Here is a 17,863-nt window from a genome sequence, read left to right as displayed (position 1 = left end):
CGGCATCGCACCATCGCGGGCGTCGAGAGGGTGTTACGGCGCGCTTCGGCGTGCGCGCGGGGCGCGGCGTGCCGGCGGGGGGCGATGCTCGATGTCGTCCAGCGCGCGGCGCAGGCGTGCGGTGGCGTCGTTGTCGCGCGGAGGCGGCGCGAGGCCGTCGAGCAGCGATCGGTTTTCATCGCCCACCACGGCCATGCGCAGCGAGAGGCCGTGGGCGTCGAGCACGGGCGCGAGCTCCTCCGCGCGCCGGCGCAGGTCGGCCATCGTGTTGCGCCAGGCGATCTCGCAGATCCTGCGGCGCGCCGAGAAGCTGAAGGCGTTGGTGAAGAACAGCTCGGCATCCCCGGCGTTGGGCTCGAAGATCAGCTGGTCGATGTTGGGATACTGCTGCGCGTACCGGGCCAGCCCGACCTGCATGCGCGATTGCAGCAGCGTGCGGAACGTCTGCGACAGCACGGCCGGCAGGCCGCCCGCGGCGAGGCTGCGCTCGTGGCTCACCGGCCGGCCGCTGTCGTCCTGGGTGAATGGCACCAGCGGGTTGAGGCCGATCATCAGGTCCACGTCGCGGTCGAGCAGGACGGAGGCGTGCATCGTCCGGCGCAGCGCACCGTCGACGAAATGCCGGCCGCCGATCTCGACCGGCGGATACAGGCCGGGCAGGGCGGCGCTGGCCTGCACGGCGACGGAGATCGGCACGCCGTCCCAGCCTTCGGTGCCGAATTTCACCGCCTCGCCACTGTCCAGGTCGACCGCGACCACGCACAGTTCGGTGTCCAGATCGCGGAAATCGTTGCTGCGGCCGCGGCGGGTGAAGACGTCCTGCAGGAAGCGTTCGACCTGCGCGTTGTCGAACAGGCCGGTGGGGACCAGTGCGCCGAAGTGCATCAGCAGGTCCGACCAGCGCGACTCGTTGCGCGAGAACAGCAGCTCCTGCCACCACGTCGCCGCCAGCCGCGGCAGCCGCGCGGCGCGGCGTGCGTATTCGAAGATCGCCGGGCGCAGGAAGGTTTCGGGGCGGAACTGCACGTCCGCGCTGTCGCCGGTGATGAAGATGCGGCACATCTCGGCCGTGTCGATGCGGTTGGCGAGGCCGGCCGCGAGGAACGCGCCGCTGCTCACGCCGACGTAGCCGTCCAGCCGCGTGAGGTCCAGGCCTTCGATCGCCTCGTCGAGCGCGCGCAGGGCGCCGAGTTCGTACATCCCGCCGATGGGCCCGCCGCCGGCGACCGCCAGGCCGATGCGGGGCGGTTGCCCGGGTGCGCGCGCGCGTTGCCTGGCGGAGTGGAGTGACAGCATGCGGGCACGGGCGGCGAAGGTGGCCCGAGTGTAGCCGCCCCGCGGCGGGCAGCGTCGTGACGGGTTGCGACGTGTGCCCCGGCCGCCGATGATCGACCGGGATGCCGCCGCGCCCGATCCCCGACCGCCGACCTCCGCGTCATCGCCCCCTACGCGACGGGCCGCTCCGGGACCGCCTGGACTGGCTGCTGCGCGAACACCAGGCGCTGCACGACCCTGCGATCGAACCCCGCAACGAACTGCCGTGGCTGCCGGAACTGCGCCGCTGGCAGACGCGCCGGCTCGAGGCGAGCTTCGACCGCTTCCTGCGCGATCCCCAGCGCCGCCCGGCGGCGCAGTTCTTCCTGACCGACGTCTACAACGAACACGACTTCGCCCAGCGCGACGCCGACATCGCGCGCGTGCTGCCGATGATGCAGCGCCTGCTGCCGGAGCATTTGCTGGCGACCGTGGCCGATGCGATCGAACTGGGCCTGCTCACGCAGGCGCTGGATCTGCGGATGGCGCAGGTGCTGCAGGCCATCGGTGGACCTCACCGCCGCCTGGACGCGGCGCTTTACGCGCGCGCCTATCGGATGGCGGGGCTGCCGCGGCTGCGCGGCTACCAGATCGACCTGATCGCCCGGGTCGGCCTCGGCCTAGGCCATGCGCTCCGGTTGCCGGGCGTATCGATGCTGCTGCGGCTGTCGCGCGCGCCGGCACGTGCGGCCGGGCTGTCGCAGTTGCAGGGGTTCCTCGAACGCGGCTTCGAGGCGTTCGGCCGCCTCGGCGACGCGCGCGGCTTCATCGGCGAGATCGAACAGGACGAACGCGACATCTCGCGCCGCCTGTTCGCGGGCGATGCGGATCCGTTCGACGGCGCGATGGAGTAGGTCGGTGAGCGTCAGGTGAAGCGTTCGTCGAGCACGCGGCGGATCTCCGCCTCGATCGGCCCCTTCATCGTGCTCAGCAGGAAGCCCAGCTTGGCCGTCACGTGCAGTTCGCTCGGCGCCACGTTGATGTGGCCGTCCACGCCGCTGCGGCTGAAATTGAGCGTGTTGCCGCTCCACCCGGTGACCATGCCGAAGCGGTCGGCGAGTTTGTCGGCCACGTCCTGCACGGCCTGGCGTGCCTGTTCCGGCGGCAGCGAATGCGCGTGGCGGATATCGATGTTCGACATGTGGGCTCTCCCGAAGTGGCCGGTATTGTGCGCGCCGCGCACGATGCATCCAAGTGCGCGGGCCTTCTGCTAGATTGCGCGGACGTGACTGCCCTCCGCCTGCGCTTCCAGAACCGCGAACATGCCGACCTGGCCCTGGGGCCGGGCGTGCATGCCATTGGCTACGATCCGTCCGGCGCATTGGCGCAGGTCGCGCCCGACGGCGCCGTCGCGCAGTTCTGCGTCGACCGCCGTGGCGTGTGGCTGCAGGTCCGCGAAGGTGCGCCCGGCCTGCACGTCAACGGTCGTCCGGTGCGTCGCATGGCGATGTTGCGCGTGGGCGATGCGATCTTCGTCGACGGCGTGGAGCTGATGCTGCTCGGCGGCGATCCGCTGCCGGCCCCGGCCGACTACGGATTCAACGGCGGCACCGACACGCGCATGCTGCTGCGTGGCATCGGCGGCCCGCACCACGGCCGCAGCTTCACGCTGGACGCGCCGCGACTGGTCGGCCGCGCCGGCGAGAGCGACATCCGCGTCAACGATCCGAATTTCGCCGAGCGCCACGCGCGGCTGGAAGGCCATGCCGATGGCGTGATCCTTCGCGACCTGGGCTCGGTGGAAGGCAGCCTGGTCAACGGTCGTCCGGTGCGTCACGCGCTGCTGCAGGCGGGCGACCAGGTCGTGTTCGGAAGCCAGCATCGTTTCGTGGTCGAAGCGCCGATGCAGCGCACCGTCGCGCCCGACGTGCCCGCACCGAAGGCGCGCGTGCCGGTCATCGAGGACACGCGCGCCGTCGCACCGATCAAGCGTTCGGCGCGACGCATCCCGTGGCTGTTGCTGGCAGCGATCCTGCTGGCGGCGGCGCTCAGCCTGCTGCTGCTTTACGGCGCGCGCTGAGTTTCCGCTTCTTCAGCGCGTTCCAGGCGCGCCACCCGAGCAGCACCGCAAGGATCCCGGCGTACAGCGCCGGCTCGCGGACGTCGGACTTCACCAGCCACCAGAAGTGAAGCACCGCCAGCATGGCGATGACATAGACCAGCTTGTGCAGCCGCGCCCAGTTGCGGCCGAGCCAGCGGATCGCCGCCTGCGTCGAGGTCAGCGCCAGCGGCACCAGCAGCAGCCAGGCGGCGAAGCCGACGGTGATGTACGGCCGCTTGGCGATTTCCTCGAAGATCTGCGTCCAGTAGCCGCGCAGGTCGAGCACCAGGTACGCGGTGAAGTGCAGCGTCGCGTAGGCGAACGCGTACAGCCCGAGCATGCGCCGGAAGCGCAGCAGCACCGGCTGTCCGGTGAGCTGCCGCAGCGGCGTGATCGCCAGCGTCAGCATTAAAAAGCGCAGCGCCCACAGGCCGAGGCGGTGTTCGATCTCCGCCACCGGATCGGCGCCGAGCCCGCCGCTGCCGGTCAGGAATTCCGCGCGGATCTGCCAGGCGAGGATCGCCGCCGGCGTCAGCGCCAGCGCGTGGACGAGGGTCTTGATGGCGATGAGGGTGCGGGAGGAGAGGGGCATTCTTTGATGAACCGTCGGCCATGTGAACCGTCATTCCCGCGAAGGCGGGAATCCAACTGTCCAGCGAACCACGCTCGCCGGAGAGCGTGCCAGGCCTGACAGTTGGATCCCCGCCTTCGCGGGGATGACGGCAAATGCGGAACGCTCGGAACGAGGGCGCAGCAGTGGAGCGGTACCAGCTTTTAGAGCTTCAGAACCACTTCTTCAGGTCCAGCCCCTTGTACAGCCCGGCTACCTGGTCCGCATAGCCGTTGAACATCCTGGTCGGAATCCGCTCCGCGAACAGCTTGCTTGCGGTGCCCGAGATGCGGCGCTCGGTCTTCTGGCTCCAGCGCGGGTGGTCCACCGTCGGATTGACGTTGGAAAAGAAGCCGTACTCGCTCGGCTGCGCCTGGTGCCAGGCGGTTTCGGGCATCGTCTCGACGAAGTCGATCGCGACGATCGACTTGATGCTCTTGAAGCCGTACTTCCACGGAACCACGAGTCGCAGTGGCGCGCCGTTCTGCTGCAGCAGCGGCTTGCCGTACAGGCCGGTGGCCAGCAGCGTCAGCGGATGCATGGCCTCGTCGATGCGCAGGCCTTCGCGATACGGCCAGTCCAGCGAGGGCCAGGCCACGCCCGGCGTCTGTTTCGGATCGGCGATGGTGGTGAAGGCGACGTACTTCGCCTGCGAGGTGGGCTCGAAGCGCTTGAGCACATCCGCCAGCGGCACGCCCAGCCACGGGATCACCATCGACCAGCCTTCCACGCAGCGCAGGCGGTACACGCGCTCCTCCGGCTTGAAGCCCTTCAGCAGGTCCTCCATCGAGACCTTGCCGGGTTTGGCGCAATGCCCGCCGATGGCGACCGTCCACGGACTCGTGCGAAGCGTGCGCTTGGCTTTCGACGGATCGGCCTTGCCGGTACCGAACTCGTAGAAGTTGTTGTAGGTGGTGACGTCCTCGAAGCGCGTCAGCGTCTCGTCGGTGCGGAAGCCCGAACGCGCCTGCGCCGGCGTGAGCGCCACCTTCGGCGGCGGGGGCGGCTCGGCTTGCCCGCAGCCGGACAGCGCCATCGCGGGCGCGACGGAGAGCGCGGCCAGCAGGCGGCGGCGTTCGCGATAGACCGATTCGTCCGTGATTTCGGCGGCGGGAATCCTCAAGGCGTCGCGCAGTGACATGTCGGTTCCGGTTTTCGCGTTGGAGTATCGCGGGGAGGGCGGACGCACACGTGCGCCCGGTTCCACTATAGAGGGGCAGCATGAGCAAAAAGTTGCGGTGGAAACCATGAATCCGCACGCTGTTGCGGTGCGGCATACTTGGCCGCTCGCGCGTTCCCGCCCGTCCTTCGCCTGTCCGACCGGAGATTTCATGTCCCGCGCCTTCAACTTCGCCGCTGGCCCCGCCACCCTTCCCGAGGCGGTGCTGCGCCAGGCGCAGGAGGAAATGCTGGAGTGGAACGGCGTCGGCGCCTCCATCGTGGAAATCAGCCACCGCGGCGCCGAGTTCATGGAAGTCGCGCGACAGGCCGAAGCCGACCTGCGCACATTGATGTCGATTCCCGACGACTACGCCGTGCTCTTCCTCGCCGGCGGCGCGACGCTGCAGCAGGCGCTGATCCCACTGAACTTCGCCGCGCCGGGGCAGGCCGCCGACTACGTCGTGACCGGCCACTGGGGCAAGACGGCGATCAAGCAGGCGCGCACGTATGTCGATGCACGCATCGCCGCCGATGGCGAATCGTCTGGTTTCCACGACATTCCGCCGCGCAGCGAGTGGCGCCTCACGCCCGGCGCGGCGTACGTGCACTACACCGCGAACGAAACCATCCACGGCGTGGAATTCCGCGATATCCCGGACGTTGGTGATGCGCCGCTGGTCGCCGACTTCAGCTCGTCCATTGCCGCCGAACCACTGGATGTGTCGCGCTTCGGCGTGATCTACGGCGGCGCGCAGAAGAATCTCGGCCCGGTGGGCGTGACCGTGGTGATCGTGCGCCGCGACCTGCTCGAACGCGCCGGCCAGCCGCGCGCGGACATCATGAATTACCGCTCGCACGTCGCGGGCGAATCGATGCTCAACACGCCGCCGACGTGGAATTGGTACCTCGCGGGACTGGTGTTCAAGTGGATGCTGGCCGAAGGCGGCGTCGATGAGTTCGCGCGTCGAAACGCGCGCAAGTCGGCGCTGCTGTATGGCGCGATCGACGGCTCCGGCGGCTTCTATCGCAACGACGTCGTGCCTGCCGCGCGCTCTCGCATGAACGTGCCGTTCTTCCTGCACGATCCGGCGCTGGATGCCGCGTTCCTGAAGGAATCCAAGGCTGCAGGCCTGCTCGCGCTGAAGGGCCACCGCGTGCTCGGCGGCATGCGCGCGTCGATCTACAACGCGATGCCGGAAGCCGGCGTGCAGGCGCTGGTGGACTTCATGCGCGATTTCCAGAACCGACACGGATGAGTGTCCTGTAGCCCGGGCCAGCGAAGCACCCCGGGTCGCGGCACGAGTACCCGGCAGGTCCTTCGCCCGGGCAACGCAAGACAGAACACGGACAACTCCCCCATGAAGAAGACCGGCAAGGCCGCACCGAAGAAGCAGACCACGACGAAGGCGGCCACCAAGCGCGCTCCCTCCAAGCGCGCTCCCGCGAAGGACGTGGCCGACGCCGTGCCTTCGAAGACCGACGCCGCGCCGCTCGATCTCGCCACGTTGCGCGAGCGCATCGACGGCATCGACCGCCACATCCAGGAACTGATCGGCGAGCGTGCGCAGTTCGCCAACCAGGTCGGCAAGGCGAAGGGCAAGCTCGCGGCAGCGGTGGATTACTACCGCCCCGAACGCGAAGCGCAGGTGCTGCGCCGCGTGGTCGATCGCAACGACGGCCCGCTCAACGACGAAGTGCTGGTGCGGCTGTTCCGCGAAATCATGTCCGCGTGCCTGGCGCAGCAGGAGCCGCTGAAGATCGGCTACCTCGGCCCGGAAGGCACGCATTCGCAGCAGGCCGTCTACAAGCATTTCGGCCATTCGATCCACGGCCTGCCGCTGGCTAGCATCGAGGAAGTGTTCCAGGAAGTGGAAGCCGGACATGCCGATTTCGGCGTGGTGCCGGTGGAGAACTCGACGCAGGGCACGATCCAGTCGACGCTCGACATGTTCCTCACCTCGAAGCTGAAGATCTGCGGCGAAGTCGAGCTTCGCGTGCACCAGCACCTGCTGTCGCGGAACGACCAGCTCGAGGGCATCGAGCGCGTGTATTCGCATCCGCAGTCGTTCGCGCAGTGCAAGGCGTGGCTGCGCCAGTACCTGCCCAAGGCCGAGAAGATCCCGGTGTCGAGCAACGCCGAGGCCGCGCGCCGCGCCCGCGCCTCCGACGATGCCGCCGCCATCGCCGGCATCAGCGCGGCGAATGTGTACGGACTGAAATCCGTCGCGGGGCCGATCGAGGATCGCCCGGACAACACCACGCGCTTCCTGGTGATCGGCCGCGAGCTGTTCCCGCCGTCGGGCAACGACCGCACCTCGCTGATGATCTTCATCAAGGACCAGCCCGGCGCGCTGTACCACGTGCTGGCGCCGTTCGCAAAACACGGCCTGAGCATGAACCGCATCGAGTCGCGTCCGGGTCACACCGGGCTCTGGCAGTACGCGTTCTTCATCGACATCGGCGGCCACGTGCAGGAAGAGGCGATGCGTCGCGCGCTCGACGAACTCGCCGATTACGCGCAGGAAGTGAAGGTGCTGGGTTCCTACCCGGTCGCCATCGCATGAGCGCCGTGCGCGAGACGGATACCGACGCAACGCAGCCCACGCGCGACGAAGCCTGGTTCGCCGCGCGCGCCTCGCGTGGCGTGCAGGGGTTGAAGGCCTACGATCCGGGGCACGACCTGGTGGCTTTCCGTCGCCAATTTGGTGAGGCCAACCTGGTCGAACTCGGTTCGAACGAGAACCCATACGGCCCTTCGCCCGATGCACGCGCGGCGATCCTCGACCAGCTGCATTCGCTGCATCGCTATCCCGACCCGCTCGGAGCCGATCTCAAGCGCGCGCTCGCGGCAAAGCATGGTGTGGAGACGAAGCAGATCCTGCTCGGCAACGGTTCGCATGAACTGCTGATGCAGTTGGCGCAGGTGTTCGCCGCTGCAGGCGACGACGTGGTGTTCTCGCGCTACGGCTTCGCCGTGTTCGCGCTGGCGACGCAGGCGGCGGGCGCGACGATGCGCATCGTGCCCGCATTGCCGGACGATCATCCGACGATGCCGCTGGGTCACGACCTGGACGCGATCGCCGCGGCGATCACCGAACGCACGACGCTCGTTTACCTCGCCAATCCCAACAATCCGACCGGCACGTGGTTCGGCCGCGCGGCGTTCGAGGCGTTCCTGGCGAAGGTGCCGGCGGACGTCATCGTCGTGATGGACGAGGCGTACGCCGAACTGGCCGATGCCGAGGCCGATGCCGCGACCGCGCTCCCGCTGCTCGCGTCGCATTCCAACCTGGCGCTCACCCGCACCTTCAGCAAGGCGTACGGCCTGGCCGGATTGCGCGTGGGTTACCTCATCGCCGCGCCCGGGCTGGTGGCGGTGATGGAGCGCCTGCGCGAAAGCTTCAACGTCAACGGGCTTGCGCTCGCGGCATGCGAAGCGGCGCTGGGCGACGTCGCGCATCTGGAATGGGCACGCGCCCGCAACGCCGAACAGCGCAAGGCGCTCGCAGAGGCTTTCGAGCGCCGCGGCCTGCGTGTCATGCCGTCGCAGACGAATTTCGTGCTGGTCCGCTTTGGGGCGCAGACGACGCGTATCGAAGCCGAACTGACGAAACGCGGCGTCGTGCTGCGTCCCATGGGCGGTTACGGATTGCCGGAGTATCTGCGCGTCACCGTCGGCACCGTCGACGAAAACCGACGCCTGCTCGCGACGATCGACGCGGTGCTGGGCGAGGTGGGCGCATGAGCGGCGGTTCGCAGCACTGGATCGCACGTGCCGGGCAGCCGTTGCGCGGAAGCATCCGCGTGCCGGGCGACAAGTCGGTCTCGCATCGTGCGGTCATGCTCGGCGCGCTCGCCGAAGGCACCACGCACGTGCGCGGCTTCCTGGAAGGCGAGGACACACGCGCGACGGCTCGCGTGTTCGAACAGCTCGGTGTTCGCATCGAAACCCCGAGCGCGAGCGAGCGCATCGTCCACGGCGTGGGCCTGCACGGCCTGCGCGCGAGCAGCGCGCCGCTGGACTGCGGAAATGCCGGCACCGGCATGCGGCTGCTTGCCGGCGTGCTGGCGGGGCAGGCGTTCGACAGCACGCTGATTGGCGACGCGTCGCTGTCGAAGCGGCCGATGCGTCGCGTGATCGAGCCGTTGTCGCTCATGGGCGCGCGCATCGATTCGGAAGAGGGCGGTTTGCCGCCGCTGCGCATCCATGGCGCGCAGTCGCTCACCGGCATCGACTACACCTTGCCGGTTGCGAGCGCGCAGGTGAAATCCGCGCTACTGCTCGCCGGGTTGTATGCAAGCGGCGACACCGTCGTGCACGAGCCGCATCCCACGCGCGACTACACCGAGCGCATGCTCGCGGCGTTCGGCTGGCCGATCGAGTTTTCGCCCGGTTACGCGAAGCTGTCCGGCGGCGGGCGCCTGCGCGCGACCGACGTCAACGTGCCCGCCGACTTCTCGTCCGCCGCGTTCTTCCTGGTCGCGGCGAGCATCGTGCCGGGCTCGGAGCTGCGGTTGGAGGCGGTCGGCGTTAACCCGCGCCGCACCGGCCTGCTGACCGCGCTCCGCCGCATGGGCGCCGACATCCGCGAGGAGAACGCGACCCAGCAGGGCGGCGAGCCCGTGGCGGATCTGGTCGTGCGACACGCGCCGCTTCACGGTATCGAAGTGGACGGCGAACTCGCGCCGGACATGATCGACGAGTTCCCCGCGCTGTTCGTCGCCGCCGCATGCGCCGAGGGCGTCACGACCGTCCGCGACGCGGCGGAGCTGAGGGTCAAGGAATCCGACCGCATCGCCACCATGGCGCAGGGCCTGCGGGGGCTGGGCATCGAAGTGGACGAGCATCCCGACGGCGCGACCATCGTGCCCGGCGCGCTGCAGGCGGGCAGGGTGGACAGCCATGGCGACCACCGCATCGCGATGAGCTTCGCGGTCGCGGCGCAGCGGGCGTCGGGCGACGTGCGGATCGACGATGTCGCCAACGTGGCGACCTCCTTCCCGGGCTTCGATTCCCTGGCCCGTGATAGCGGTATCTGGCTGGCCGCAGGCGCGTGACTTAGACTCACCGCCTGCCGTTTCCCCCAGCGAAATTCCCGACCCAAGTGCAGCGCTCCGCCACCGACCCCGACGCACGCGACTCCTTCGGCGGTCGAGGTCCGAGCCTCGCGGGTCCCGAGGCATTGGGCATCTCCCGGACGCTTGCATGGATCGCCTTGGCGGGCGTGGCGTTCCAGGCGTTCTTCGCGATCAACGACCTGGGCCGGCATGTCCCGAACATGCACCCGGAGTACGGCACGTTCGTGGCGCTGCTCGCCATGGCGTTCGCCGGCTCCCGCCCCTGGCGCGAACTGGCGGCGCACCCCGCGGTCCGGCTGCTCGGCGTGCTGGCCGTCGTCCTGATCGTGCATGCGGCGTACATCGCGTGGCTGCTGCCGGAGGTACGCTGGTCGAACCAGCTGACCGTCGTCGCCAAGCTGCTCCGATTGGGGTTCCAGACGTGCGTCATCGGCTGGTGGATGTCGGTGAACCCGCGCGCGATTCCGAAACTGCTCGGCGTGCTGATCCTCGGCCTGCTCGCCGCGGTGCTCTACCACATGCCATGGAGCGCGATGCCGGCGATCTGGTCCGGCGAGATGCGTCCGTGGTTCGGCATTTCGCAGAACCTCAGCGGCATGATCGCCGCCGTGGGCGGCTGGCTCACGTTGTGCCTGCTCATCGGCATCTGGCGCGATTACCCGCGCGGGTCGCGTCGCATCTGGCTGCTCGTCCTGGCGCTGCTGGCGTTCGCCGGCTGCTTCTGCGTGCTGCTGTTCTCGCAGTCGCGCGGCGCGTGGCTGTCTTTCATCGTGGCCGTCCCGCTGGCGATCATCGGCTACGCGTTCACGCGCGGCCCGCGCCGGCGGCCGCTGCCGTGGCAGCCGATCGTGCTCGCGCTGCTGGTGTGCCTGATCCTGCTCACCGCCGCCCATCGCATCTTCGCGCTGCGGTTCGACGGGGCGAATCAGCTCGTGCCGGCGTGGGTGGAATCGCTGCTGGAAGGCAAGTCGGCGAGCGATGCGAACGCCGTACCCGCAGGACCGGCGCCCGCGCCGGCACCGGGTTCGACCATCGACGCGCCCGCTTCCGATGCGATCGCCCAGGCGCCGGCCGATCCGCGGGCCCTCCCGCGCGACATCGACGGCCTGGACACCACGATCCCCGGCAACAAGGCCGTGGGCATCCGCATGATGCTTTACCGCGAAGGTGTGGAGCGTTTCCTCGAACGCCCGCTTTTCGGCTGGGGCCTGGACACGATTCCGCTGCTGATCCAGCGCGCGCAGCTGCCCACCGGCGGCGAGCAGTTCGTCCACCTGCACAACGCCTACCTGGATGCGCTGGTCGGCCTGGGCGTGATCGGCGCGGCGCTGCTGTTCGCCGTGTTCGCGATGCTCATGCGCGAGCTCTGGCTGGCGTGGCGTACCGGCATCGTCTCGACCGCCAGCTTCTGGGGGCTCGCGGGCTGCGTCGGCATCGTGCTGATCGCCAACAACTTCGACTCGCTGCTGTGGCGGTTCGAATACGTGCGTGCGCCGCTGGGCCTGCTGTTCGGCTGCTGCATGGCCTACGGCCTGATCCGCGAACGCCGCGCCCGCGAGGGCTGATCGCGGCTCGCGTCGGTTCTGGAGGCGTGCCTCAGCGCTGCGCCTGGAACTCGATCGGCACCATCACCGTTCCCGTGGTCGGCTGGCCGCCCTGCATCGCGGGACGGAAACGCCAGCGCTTGACCGCGTCCACGGCGGCGCGATCCAGGTACCGCGAGCCGCTACCGGTCGCGACCGCGACCTCGCTCGGCACGCCATCCGGGCCGATCTGCGCCCGCACCGTCACCGTGCCGCTTTCGCCACGACGCAGCGACTGCGTCGGATAACGCGGTGCCGGCGTCTGCCCGGCGAGGGGTTCCGGGCGCGACACCGGCCCGCTCGGCACTGCCGGCGCGGCGGGCTGCGGCAGCGACGGCGGAGGTGCAGCCGGCCGCGTTTCGACCAGCCGCGGACGTTCTTCCTCTTCGCCCGGCGCCTGCGCGGGCGGGGCGCCCATGCCGCTCGCGTTGTCGCGGCTGGCGGGCAACGGGGCGGGAAGCGGCGAATAGCGCGGCGCATCCGCGGTCGGCGGCGTGCCCACGCGGAACAGCGCGTCGTCATCCTTGCGTCCTATCGACAACACCAGCGCGAACAGCACCAGCCCGATGACGAAGGCCAGCAAAACCCACAGGAAGGATCGCCCCGCCGGCAGCCAGCGGCCGAGATCGAAGGCGGGACGATGCGGCGTCGGAGCAGGTGTGGACATGCGTGAACCGGTGGGAAACCTGTCCCGATTCTGCCCATCGCGGCCCTTCAGGACGTGAACGTTTCGGCAATCCGTCGCCCTGGCGGTGGTTCCACGCGATAATCGCGACCTCGATCACTCGTTCGGCCCCACGCTCCCATGCTCGATCCCAACCTGCTGCGCCACAACCCCGCCGAACTTGCCGCGCGCCTGCGCGAGACCCGGGGCTACGAACTCGACGCCGGCGTGCTGGAAGCGCTGGAGTCCGAGCGCAAGCAGATCCAGGTGCGCACGCAGGAGCTGCAGAACCTGCGCAACACGCGCTCGAAGGCCATCGGCCAGGCGAAGGCGAAGGGCGAGGACGTCAGCACGCTGATGGCCGAAGTTGCCGGTTTCGGCGACGAACTCAAGGCCAGCGAAGCGCGCCTTGAAGTCATCCGTGGCGAGATCGAGGCGATCGCGCTGACCATCCCGAACCTGCCGCACGAGTCCGTGCCACAGGGCGAGGACGAGAACGACAACGTCGAACAGCACCGCTGGGGCACGCCGCGCACGTTCGAATTCCCGGTGAAGGACCACGTCGAACTCGGGGCGCGCAATGGCTGGCTCGACGGCGACACCGCCGCCAAGCTCAGCGGCGCGCGCTTCACCGTGCTGCGCGGCTCGCTCGCGCGCCTGCACCGTGCGCTCGCGCAGTTCATGCTCGACCTGCACACCAACGAGCACGGCTACCAGGAAACCAGCGTCCCGCTGCTGGTGAACGCCGACAGCATGCGCGGCACCGGCCAGCTGCCGAAGTTCGAGGACGACCTGTTCGCCACGACCATCGGCGACGGCGAAAACGCCCACAAGCGGTACCTGATCCCGACCTCGGAAGTGCCGCTGACCAACATCGTGCGCGACGAGATCGTGGAAGCCGACGCGATGCCGATCCGCATGACCGCGCATTCGATGTGTTTCCGCGCCGAAGCCGGCAGCCACGGCCGCGACACGCGCGGCATGATCCGCCAGCATCAGTTCGAGAAGGTCGAGCTGGTGACGATCGCGCGCCCGGAAGAAAGCTATGTCGAGCACGAGCGCATGACGCGCTGCGCCGAAGTGGTGCTCGAAAAACTCCGCCTGCCGTACCGCCGCGTGCTGCTATGCACGGGCGACATGGGCTTCGCGGCGACGAAGACCTTCGACCTGGAAGTCTGGCTGCCGTCGCAGGACACGTACCGCGAGATCTCGTCCTGCTCGAACTGCGAAAGCTTCCAGGCCCGTCGCATGCAGGCGCGCTGGCGCAACCCGGCCACCGGGAAGCCGGAGCTGGTGCACACGCTCAACGGCTCGGGCACGGCCGTGGGCCGCGCACTGATCGCCGTGATGGAGAACTACCAGAACGCCGACGGCTCGATCACCGTGCCGGAGGTGCTGCGGCCGTATATGGGCGGGCAGGAACGCATCGCCTGAGCCGCATGCTGTTTCCTTCTCCCCTCGGGAGAAGGTGCCCGCAGGGCGGATGAGGGGCAACGAAGCCACAGCGGCAAACCAGCAGTGCATCACCGCGCTACTGGTTTTTGAAGCAACCGCTTCGTTACCCCTCACCCCAACCCCTCTCCCGAGGGGAGAGGGGCTTAAAAAAACGGGCCCGCAAGCGGGCCCGTTCGCGTTTGCCGGCTCAAGCGGGGAGGGGTGGGCCGGCGCGCGTCTCCTGCATGCCTGGAGCTCAGGCAGCCTCTGCCATAGGCGAACGGATGGACGCATGCGCAGCGGCCAGCGCATCGGCGCGATGCTGCGGCGAGTACGCCACGCCCTCGGCGCGGATGATCTCCACGTCCTTGATGCCGATGAAGCCGAACACCTGGCGCAGGTAGGCTTCCTGGAAATCCGCCGGGCTCGCGTCGCCGTACTGGCCGCCGCGACCGCTGACGATGATCACCTGCTTGCCGCCCGCCAGGCCTTCCGGACCGGCCTCGGTGTAGCGGAAGGTGCGCCCGGCGACGGCGACGCGGTCGATCCACGCCTTCAGCGTCGACGGAATGCTGAAGTTGTAAAACGGCGCGCCAATCACCACTACATCGGCAGACAGGAACTGCTGGAGCGTCGCTTCGTCCGCTTCGGCCTGGGCCGGATCGGCCTTGGCCAGCGAGCGCCCGGTGAGGTGCGGCAGGGGGTCGGAGTCAAGATCGCGGTACTCGACGGTCAGGTCGGCATGGGCGTCCTGCCAGCGGGCCACGACGGCGGCGGTCAGTTCGCGGGTAACCGAATTGGTGCCAAGGGCACTGGTATCCAGATGCAGGAGCTTCATGATGGGCCTCGAATGGAACGATCGGCGGGGTTGCCGGCTCGGGGACCAATCTAGGTCGTTGCAGGGATGGAATAAATCTGGTCAACTATCACTAACTGTTCCGGAATTGGAATTATGGCCATGCAGGACCTGAACGACCTCTACTACTTCGCCATGGTGGTCGAGCACGGCGGCTTCGCCGCGGCCGAGCGCGCGCTGGGCATCCCGAAGTCCCGCCTGAGCCGTCGCATCAGCCAGCTCGAAACCGACCTGGGCGTGCGTCTGCTGCAGCGTTCCACGCGCCGCTTCGCCGTCACCGACGTCGGCAACAGCGTCTATCGGCATGCGCAATCGATGCTGGCCGAAGCGCAGGCCGCGCACGAAGTCGTCGACCGCCTCAGCGCCGAGCCGCGCGGCGTCATCCGCGTCAGCGTGCCGGTGGGCATGGCGCAGCAGCAGATGCCCAAGCTGCTGCCGGAATTCCTCGCGCGCTTCCCGCAGGTGCGCGTGCAGCTGCTGGTGAGCAACCGCCGCGTCGACATCATCAACGAAGGCATCGACGTCGCCCTGCGCGTACGCTCCAAGCTCGACGACGACGGCAGCCTGGTGATGCGCAGCTTCGGCCAGATCGCCGAACTGCTGGTCGCCAGCCCCGATTACCTCAAGCGCATGGGCCGCCCGAAAAATCCGGATGAACTGAGCGACCACGTCACCCTCAGCATGAGCGAGGACGATGCCCGCCAGCGCTGGGAACTGCACGGCCCCGACGGCGACGTGCGTCGTGTCGAACTCAAGCCGCGCGTGATGGGCTTCGATTTCCCCATGCTGATGCAGCTCGCGCAGCAGGGCGTGGGCATCACGCTGCTGCCGGAAACCATCTGCGCCGAAGCCGTGCGCCGCGGCGAGCTGGAAGTCGTGCTGCCCGACTGGCGCCTGCCGCAGGGCATCTTCCACGCCGTGTTCGCCTCGCGCCGTGGCCTGCTGCCGGCCGTGCGCGTCTTCATCGACTTCATCGCCGAGAAGGCCCCGGGCCTGGTCGAATCCGCGCGCCTGCAGTGCAGCGAGATCAAGGGCAAGCCGTGCCCGGAAGACGTGGCGAAGCTTTCTCCCACGGCGGTTCCCACACCGGCGCCCCGCATCGTCACCGAGGCGTGAGAGAATGCGGCCCGCACCACGCGGGCCGCTTCGTTTGATGGCCCGGTGCCCCGGGCCACCGGGTTCGCGATCGCCGTGCAACGCGGCATCGGTGCAAGGCGGCAACGCCGATACGGAGAGATGGCCGAGTGGTTTAAGGCAGCGGTCTTGAAAACCGCCGAAGGGTCAAACCTTCCGTGGGTTCGAATCCCACTCTCTCCGCCAATTTCCTTCCGTTGGACTCCTGAGCCAGCTGATTAGCAGTAGGGTTTTTCTTACGTCATTTTGCGACGCAAGCCTATAGCGTTCAGCGGGATTACCTCAGCAATGTGGGCGCGTACTCAGTGCCGAGTCCCACGAGACTGTCACCGGCAAGGCGCATCTTGAATTCGCGCTTGACGGCTGCAGGGGCGTCAACCATGAAAGCTGGTCAAACGAAAGGAGATGTATGCATGTTCGATGATGCTCAAGCGCAGGTTGAGAGGATTCTCTCGATCGTCCAGACATGCCCGGAGAAGTTCCAGGAGAAATGCTTTGAGATGCTCCTCAACGCATATCTCGAAAGCAAAGCCCTAAAGCCTCCGTCTGTTGCTAGTGGGTCGCAGGGCACACCTCCCGCTGGTGCTGACCTGAATGGTGGCGTGAACGCGCCTGGAAACGTAGTGCCGGAAGCTATTCGTACTCGCTTCAATTCTCTGACGACGAGAACCAAGGTTTCGGGGGCAAGGGGGGCGGAGCTGTTCGACTTCAACGTGGATCCGTTCACTTTTCACGGCATCTCAGTGCCCGGCGCATCGAATCGCGAAAAGACGCGAAACGTTGTGGGCCGCTGCTGTTGCAAGGTTTCACGCTGAGATCCAAAACGTTGGGTTCGCCGCCTATAACGCCGCTGCGGCCGCCGCGGTTAAAAAGAAAGGCAACCCATTTAATCGCGTTTCAAACGGAGTGAACGTAACGAGTCTCGCTGATCTACAGTTGGGGCGTGACTTCGACATGTTAGTCATTGGTATGGATCTGTGGGGGTATGACAGCCAGACTTTCGATGAACTGAATCGATGTCTGAACATTAGAAATAGCGCCGCTCACCCTGGCTCGTTCGAGCCAACAACGTTGGACGTGCGACAGTTCGCAGACAAGTTGAAGCGTTATGCGTTCGCCTCGGTAGGGGGTGAGCGCTACACATAGCGCCTTCCGGGGGGGCTGTAAGAGCAAGGTGGATCAGCGAAGAAAATGCAACGCTAGCCGGGCAAGCGAAGCGCACCCGGGCGCGGGTGCGCATGAATCTGCTGTGTATCAGCCAGCTAGTCGCGCATCGATGAGCAAACACTCGATGCACGAGAAGAAGCCGACCCAGTAGCCGTTGCGGTCGCGGGCTTCGTAGTCGATGTCGGAGGCGATCCAACCGAGGATGCCCATGCCGGCGATGCTCGGGTTGGCTTGCAGCCATTGCACGAATTGCTGGGCGTATTCGCGGCCGGTTCGTTCGGCTTCTGCGTAGTCTCCGACTGGACCGCCTACTGGAGGGACTGTCCAGTAGTGTGCGCGACCATGCTCGCGTGGCGAGATGAAGGGTAGGTTCGGGAAAGACGAGGGTTCTGCCGATCGCTCGCGACGGGCGCGCTTCTTGTTAGTCATGAATTGGAATTCTCGTTGGATGGGAATTCCGTCACCGCGACGCCAAACGAGGGACGGACGAATGCCTTGCGGCTGATGCGTCAACTCGTGCAGACCTCGCATCAAAGGCTGCTGCACGCCTCGTTGTTCGGGACGCCAATCCCGACACCGGAGTTCGCCGGTGCAATGCCAGCGTGCGCATGCATGCAACGCCGGTCAACGCTGCATTGGTGCAAAGTGAGACGTTCGTTTCTCAGCCTTTGTCGCATGTGTGTCGCGCATGGATGGTGCTGACGCGGCGTTTGCGTGTTGTGCGCGACGCGCCGATCGCCACCGATGCGATCGGAAGGTTGGCAGTGACTTCTTTGGTCTTTCGCGCCACAGGGAGAGCGTGGAAAGTCCATGGATTCCC

At 67.5% G+C, this 17,863-nt stretch carries 17 protein-coding genes and 1 tRNA gene; 11 read left to right on the top strand and 7 right to left on the bottom strand.

Going from position 1 to position 17,863, the window contains the following annotated elements; genetic code table 11:
* Positions 1-33: 33 nt before the first annotated feature.
* Complete coding sequence (locus DX912_RS06225; RefSeq protein ID WP_115841624.1) at positions 34-1,296, bottom strand: patatin-like phospholipase family protein; 1,263 nt, start codon at positions 1,294-1,296, stop codon at positions 34-36.
* A gap of 101 nt (positions 1,297-1,397) precedes the next feature.
* Between DX912_RS06225 and DX912_RS06220 the strand changes: the two genes are divergently transcribed.
* Positions 1,398-2,168: a DUF8198 family protein gene (locus tag DX912_RS06220; RefSeq protein WP_115841623.1), complete on the top strand. Its 771-nt coding sequence runs from the start codon at positions 1,398-1,400 to the stop codon at positions 2,166-2,168.
* A gap of 11 nt (positions 2,169-2,179) precedes the next feature.
* Here DX912_RS06220 and DX912_RS06215 read toward each other — a convergent pair whose 3' ends face one another.
* On the bottom strand, positions 2,180-2,455 hold the full coding sequence (locus tag DX912_RS06215) for a polyhydroxyalkanoic acid system family protein (protein WP_115841622.1): 276 nt from the start codon (positions 2,453-2,455) through the stop codon (positions 2,180-2,182).
* An 84-nt stretch (positions 2,456-2,539) separates the two neighbouring features.
* Between DX912_RS06215 and DX912_RS06210 the strand changes: the two genes are divergently transcribed.
* The gene (locus DX912_RS06210) at positions 2,540-3,334 is read left to right on the top strand and encodes an FHA domain-containing protein (protein WP_115841621.1); all 795 of its coding nucleotides are present in this window, start codon (positions 2,540-2,542) and stop codon (positions 3,332-3,334) included.
* On the opposite strand, the gene msrQ is transcribed toward DX912_RS06210, so the two are convergent.
* Complete coding sequence (gene msrQ, locus DX912_RS06205; RefSeq protein WP_115841620.1) at positions 3,303-3,947, bottom strand: protein-methionine-sulfoxide reductase heme-binding subunit MsrQ; 645 nt, start codon at positions 3,945-3,947, stop codon at positions 3,303-3,305. The genes DX912_RS06210 and msrQ overlap by 32 nt on opposite strands.
* Before the next feature lie 190 nt (positions 3,948-4,137).
* Positions 4,138-5,106, bottom strand: a complete 969-nt coding sequence (gene msrP, locus DX912_RS06200) for a protein-methionine-sulfoxide reductase catalytic subunit MsrP (protein ID WP_115841619.1) — start codon at positions 5,104-5,106, stop codon at positions 4,138-4,140.
* Positions 5,107-5,296: 190 nt separating this feature from the next.
* Between msrP and serC the strand changes: the two genes are divergently transcribed.
* The 5 genes from serC to DX912_RS06175 all read left to right on the top strand — a co-directional run bounded on the left by serC (position 5,297) and on the right by DX912_RS06175 (position 11,770).
* Positions 5,297-6,382 carry a 3-phosphoserine/phosphohydroxythreonine transaminase gene (serC, locus tag DX912_RS06195; RefSeq protein WP_115841618.1) on the top strand — a complete coding sequence of 362 codons (1,086 nt, stop codon included), beginning with the start codon at positions 5,297-5,299 and terminating at the stop codon, positions 6,380-6,382.
* Between the two features lie 102 nt (positions 6,383-6,484).
* The gene (pheA, locus tag DX912_RS06190) at positions 6,485-7,690 is read left to right on the top strand and encodes a prephenate dehydratase (RefSeq protein ID WP_115841617.1); all 1,206 of its coding nucleotides are present in this window, start codon (positions 6,485-6,487) and stop codon (positions 7,688-7,690) included.
* Positions 7,687-8,871, top strand: coding sequence for a histidinol-phosphate transaminase (hisC, locus tag DX912_RS06185; RefSeq protein WP_115841616.1), 1,185 nt, complete (start codon positions 7,687-7,689; stop codon positions 8,869-8,871). Before pheA ends, hisC begins: the two co-directional genes overlap by 4 nt.
* Positions 8,868-10,184, top strand: coding sequence for a 3-phosphoshikimate 1-carboxyvinyltransferase (gene aroA, locus DX912_RS06180; RefSeq protein WP_115841615.1), 1,317 nt, complete (start codon positions 8,868-8,870; stop codon positions 10,182-10,184). Before hisC ends, aroA begins: the two co-directional genes overlap by 4 nt.
* A gap of 47 nt (positions 10,185-10,231) precedes the next feature.
* Positions 10,232-11,770, top strand: coding sequence for an O-antigen ligase family protein (locus DX912_RS06175; RefSeq protein WP_181902732.1), 1,539 nt, complete (start codon positions 10,232-10,234; stop codon positions 11,768-11,770).
* A gap of 31 nt (positions 11,771-11,801) precedes the next feature.
* Here the strand turns inward: DX912_RS06175 and DX912_RS06170 are convergent, their stop codons facing one another.
* Positions 11,802-12,455, bottom strand: coding sequence for an energy transducer TonB (locus DX912_RS06170; RefSeq protein ID WP_115841613.1), 654 nt, complete (start codon positions 12,453-12,455; stop codon positions 11,802-11,804).
* 138 nt (positions 12,456-12,593) lie between these two features.
* Between DX912_RS06170 and serS the strand changes: the two genes are divergently transcribed.
* On the top strand, positions 12,594-13,886 hold the full coding sequence (gene serS / locus DX912_RS06165; RefSeq protein WP_115841612.1) for a serine--tRNA ligase: 1,293 nt from the start codon (positions 12,594-12,596) through the stop codon (positions 13,884-13,886).
* 256 nt (positions 13,887-14,142) lie between these two features.
* Here the strand turns inward: serS and DX912_RS06160 are convergent, their stop codons facing one another.
* Positions 14,143-14,724: an FMN-dependent NADH-azoreductase gene (locus DX912_RS06160; protein ID WP_115841611.1), complete on the bottom strand. Its 582-nt coding sequence runs from the start codon at positions 14,722-14,724 to the stop codon at positions 14,143-14,145.
* Between the two features lie 105 nt (positions 14,725-14,829).
* Here DX912_RS06160 and DX912_RS06155 point away from each other — a divergent pair, with 105 nt between their 5' ends.
* The 3 genes from DX912_RS06155 to DX912_RS18145 all read left to right on the top strand — a co-directional run bounded on the left by DX912_RS06155 (position 14,830) and on the right by DX912_RS18145 (position 16,691).
* A complete protein-coding gene (locus tag DX912_RS06155) occupies positions 14,830-15,858 on the top strand; it encodes a LysR family transcriptional regulator (protein WP_115841610.1) in 1,029 nt (342 codons plus the stop codon).
* Between the two features lie 114 nt (positions 15,859-15,972).
* A tRNA-Ser gene (locus tag DX912_RS06150) sits at positions 15,973-16,062 on the top strand.
* Between the two features lie 227 nt (positions 16,063-16,289).
* Positions 16,290-16,691, top strand: coding sequence for a hypothetical protein (locus DX912_RS18145; RefSeq protein WP_147298572.1), 402 nt, complete (start codon positions 16,290-16,292; stop codon positions 16,689-16,691).
* Between the two features lie 439 nt (positions 16,692-17,130).
* On the opposite strand, the gene DX912_RS18330 is transcribed toward DX912_RS18145, so the two are convergent.
* Entirely contained in the window at positions 17,131-17,472 is a 342-nt protein-coding gene (locus DX912_RS18330) for a hypothetical protein (protein ID WP_181902731.1), read from the bottom strand.
* Positions 17,473-17,863 lie beyond the last annotated feature (391 nt).

It is taken from the genome of Lysobacter soli (assembly GCF_003382285.1).
In the GTDB taxonomy this organism is placed as follows: Bacteria; Pseudomonadota; Gammaproteobacteria; order Xanthomonadales; family Xanthomonadaceae; genus Lysobacter_J; species Lysobacter_J soli.
This window is presented reverse-complemented; position numbering and strand designations above follow the sequence as displayed.

Coding starts and splice junctions, on each gene's coding strand:
- DX912_RS06160 (WP_115841611.1), bottom strand. CDS start 14,724: ATGAAGCTCCTGCATCTGGATACCAGTGCCCTTGGCACCAATTCGGTT.
- DX912_RS18145 (WP_147298572.1), top strand. CDS start 16,290: ATGTTCGATGATGCTCAAGCGCAGGTTGAGAGGATTCTCTCGATCGTC.
- pheA (WP_115841617.1), top strand. CDS start 6,485: ATGAAGAAGACCGGCAAGGCCGCACCGAAGAAGCAGACCACGACGAAG.
- DX912_RS06170 (WP_115841613.1), bottom strand. CDS start 12,455: ATGTCCACACCTGCTCCGACGCCGCATCGTCCCGCCTTCGATCTCGGC.
- DX912_RS06215 (WP_115841622.1), bottom strand. CDS start 2,455: ATGTCGAACATCGATATCCGCCACGCGCATTCGCTGCCGCCGGAACAG.
- DX912_RS18330 (WP_181902731.1), bottom strand. CDS start 17,472: ATGACTAACAAGAAGCGCGCCCGTCGCGAGCGATCGGCAGAACCCTCG.
- aroA (WP_115841615.1), top strand. CDS start 8,868: ATGAGCGGCGGTTCGCAGCACTGGATCGCACGTGCCGGGCAGCCGTTG.
- DX912_RS06220 (WP_115841623.1), top strand. CDS start 1,398: ATGCCGCCGCGCCCGATCCCCGACCGCCGACCTCCGCGTCATCGCCCC.
- serS (WP_115841612.1), top strand. CDS start 12,594: ATGCTCGATCCCAACCTGCTGCGCCACAACCCCGCCGAACTTGCCGCG.
- serC (WP_115841618.1), top strand. CDS start 5,297: ATGTCCCGCGCCTTCAACTTCGCCGCTGGCCCCGCCACCCTTCCCGAG.
- hisC (WP_115841616.1), top strand. CDS start 7,687: ATGAGCGCCGTGCGCGAGACGGATACCGACGCAACGCAGCCCACGCGC.
- msrQ (WP_115841620.1), bottom strand. CDS start 3,947: ATGCCCCTCTCCTCCCGCACCCTCATCGCCATCAAGACCCTCGTCCAC.
- DX912_RS06225 (WP_115841624.1), bottom strand. CDS start 1,296: ATGCTGTCACTCCACTCCGCCAGGCAACGCGCGCGCGCACCCGGGCAA.
- msrP (WP_115841619.1), bottom strand. CDS start 5,106: ATGTCACTGCGCGACGCCTTGAGGATTCCCGCCGCCGAAATCACGGAC.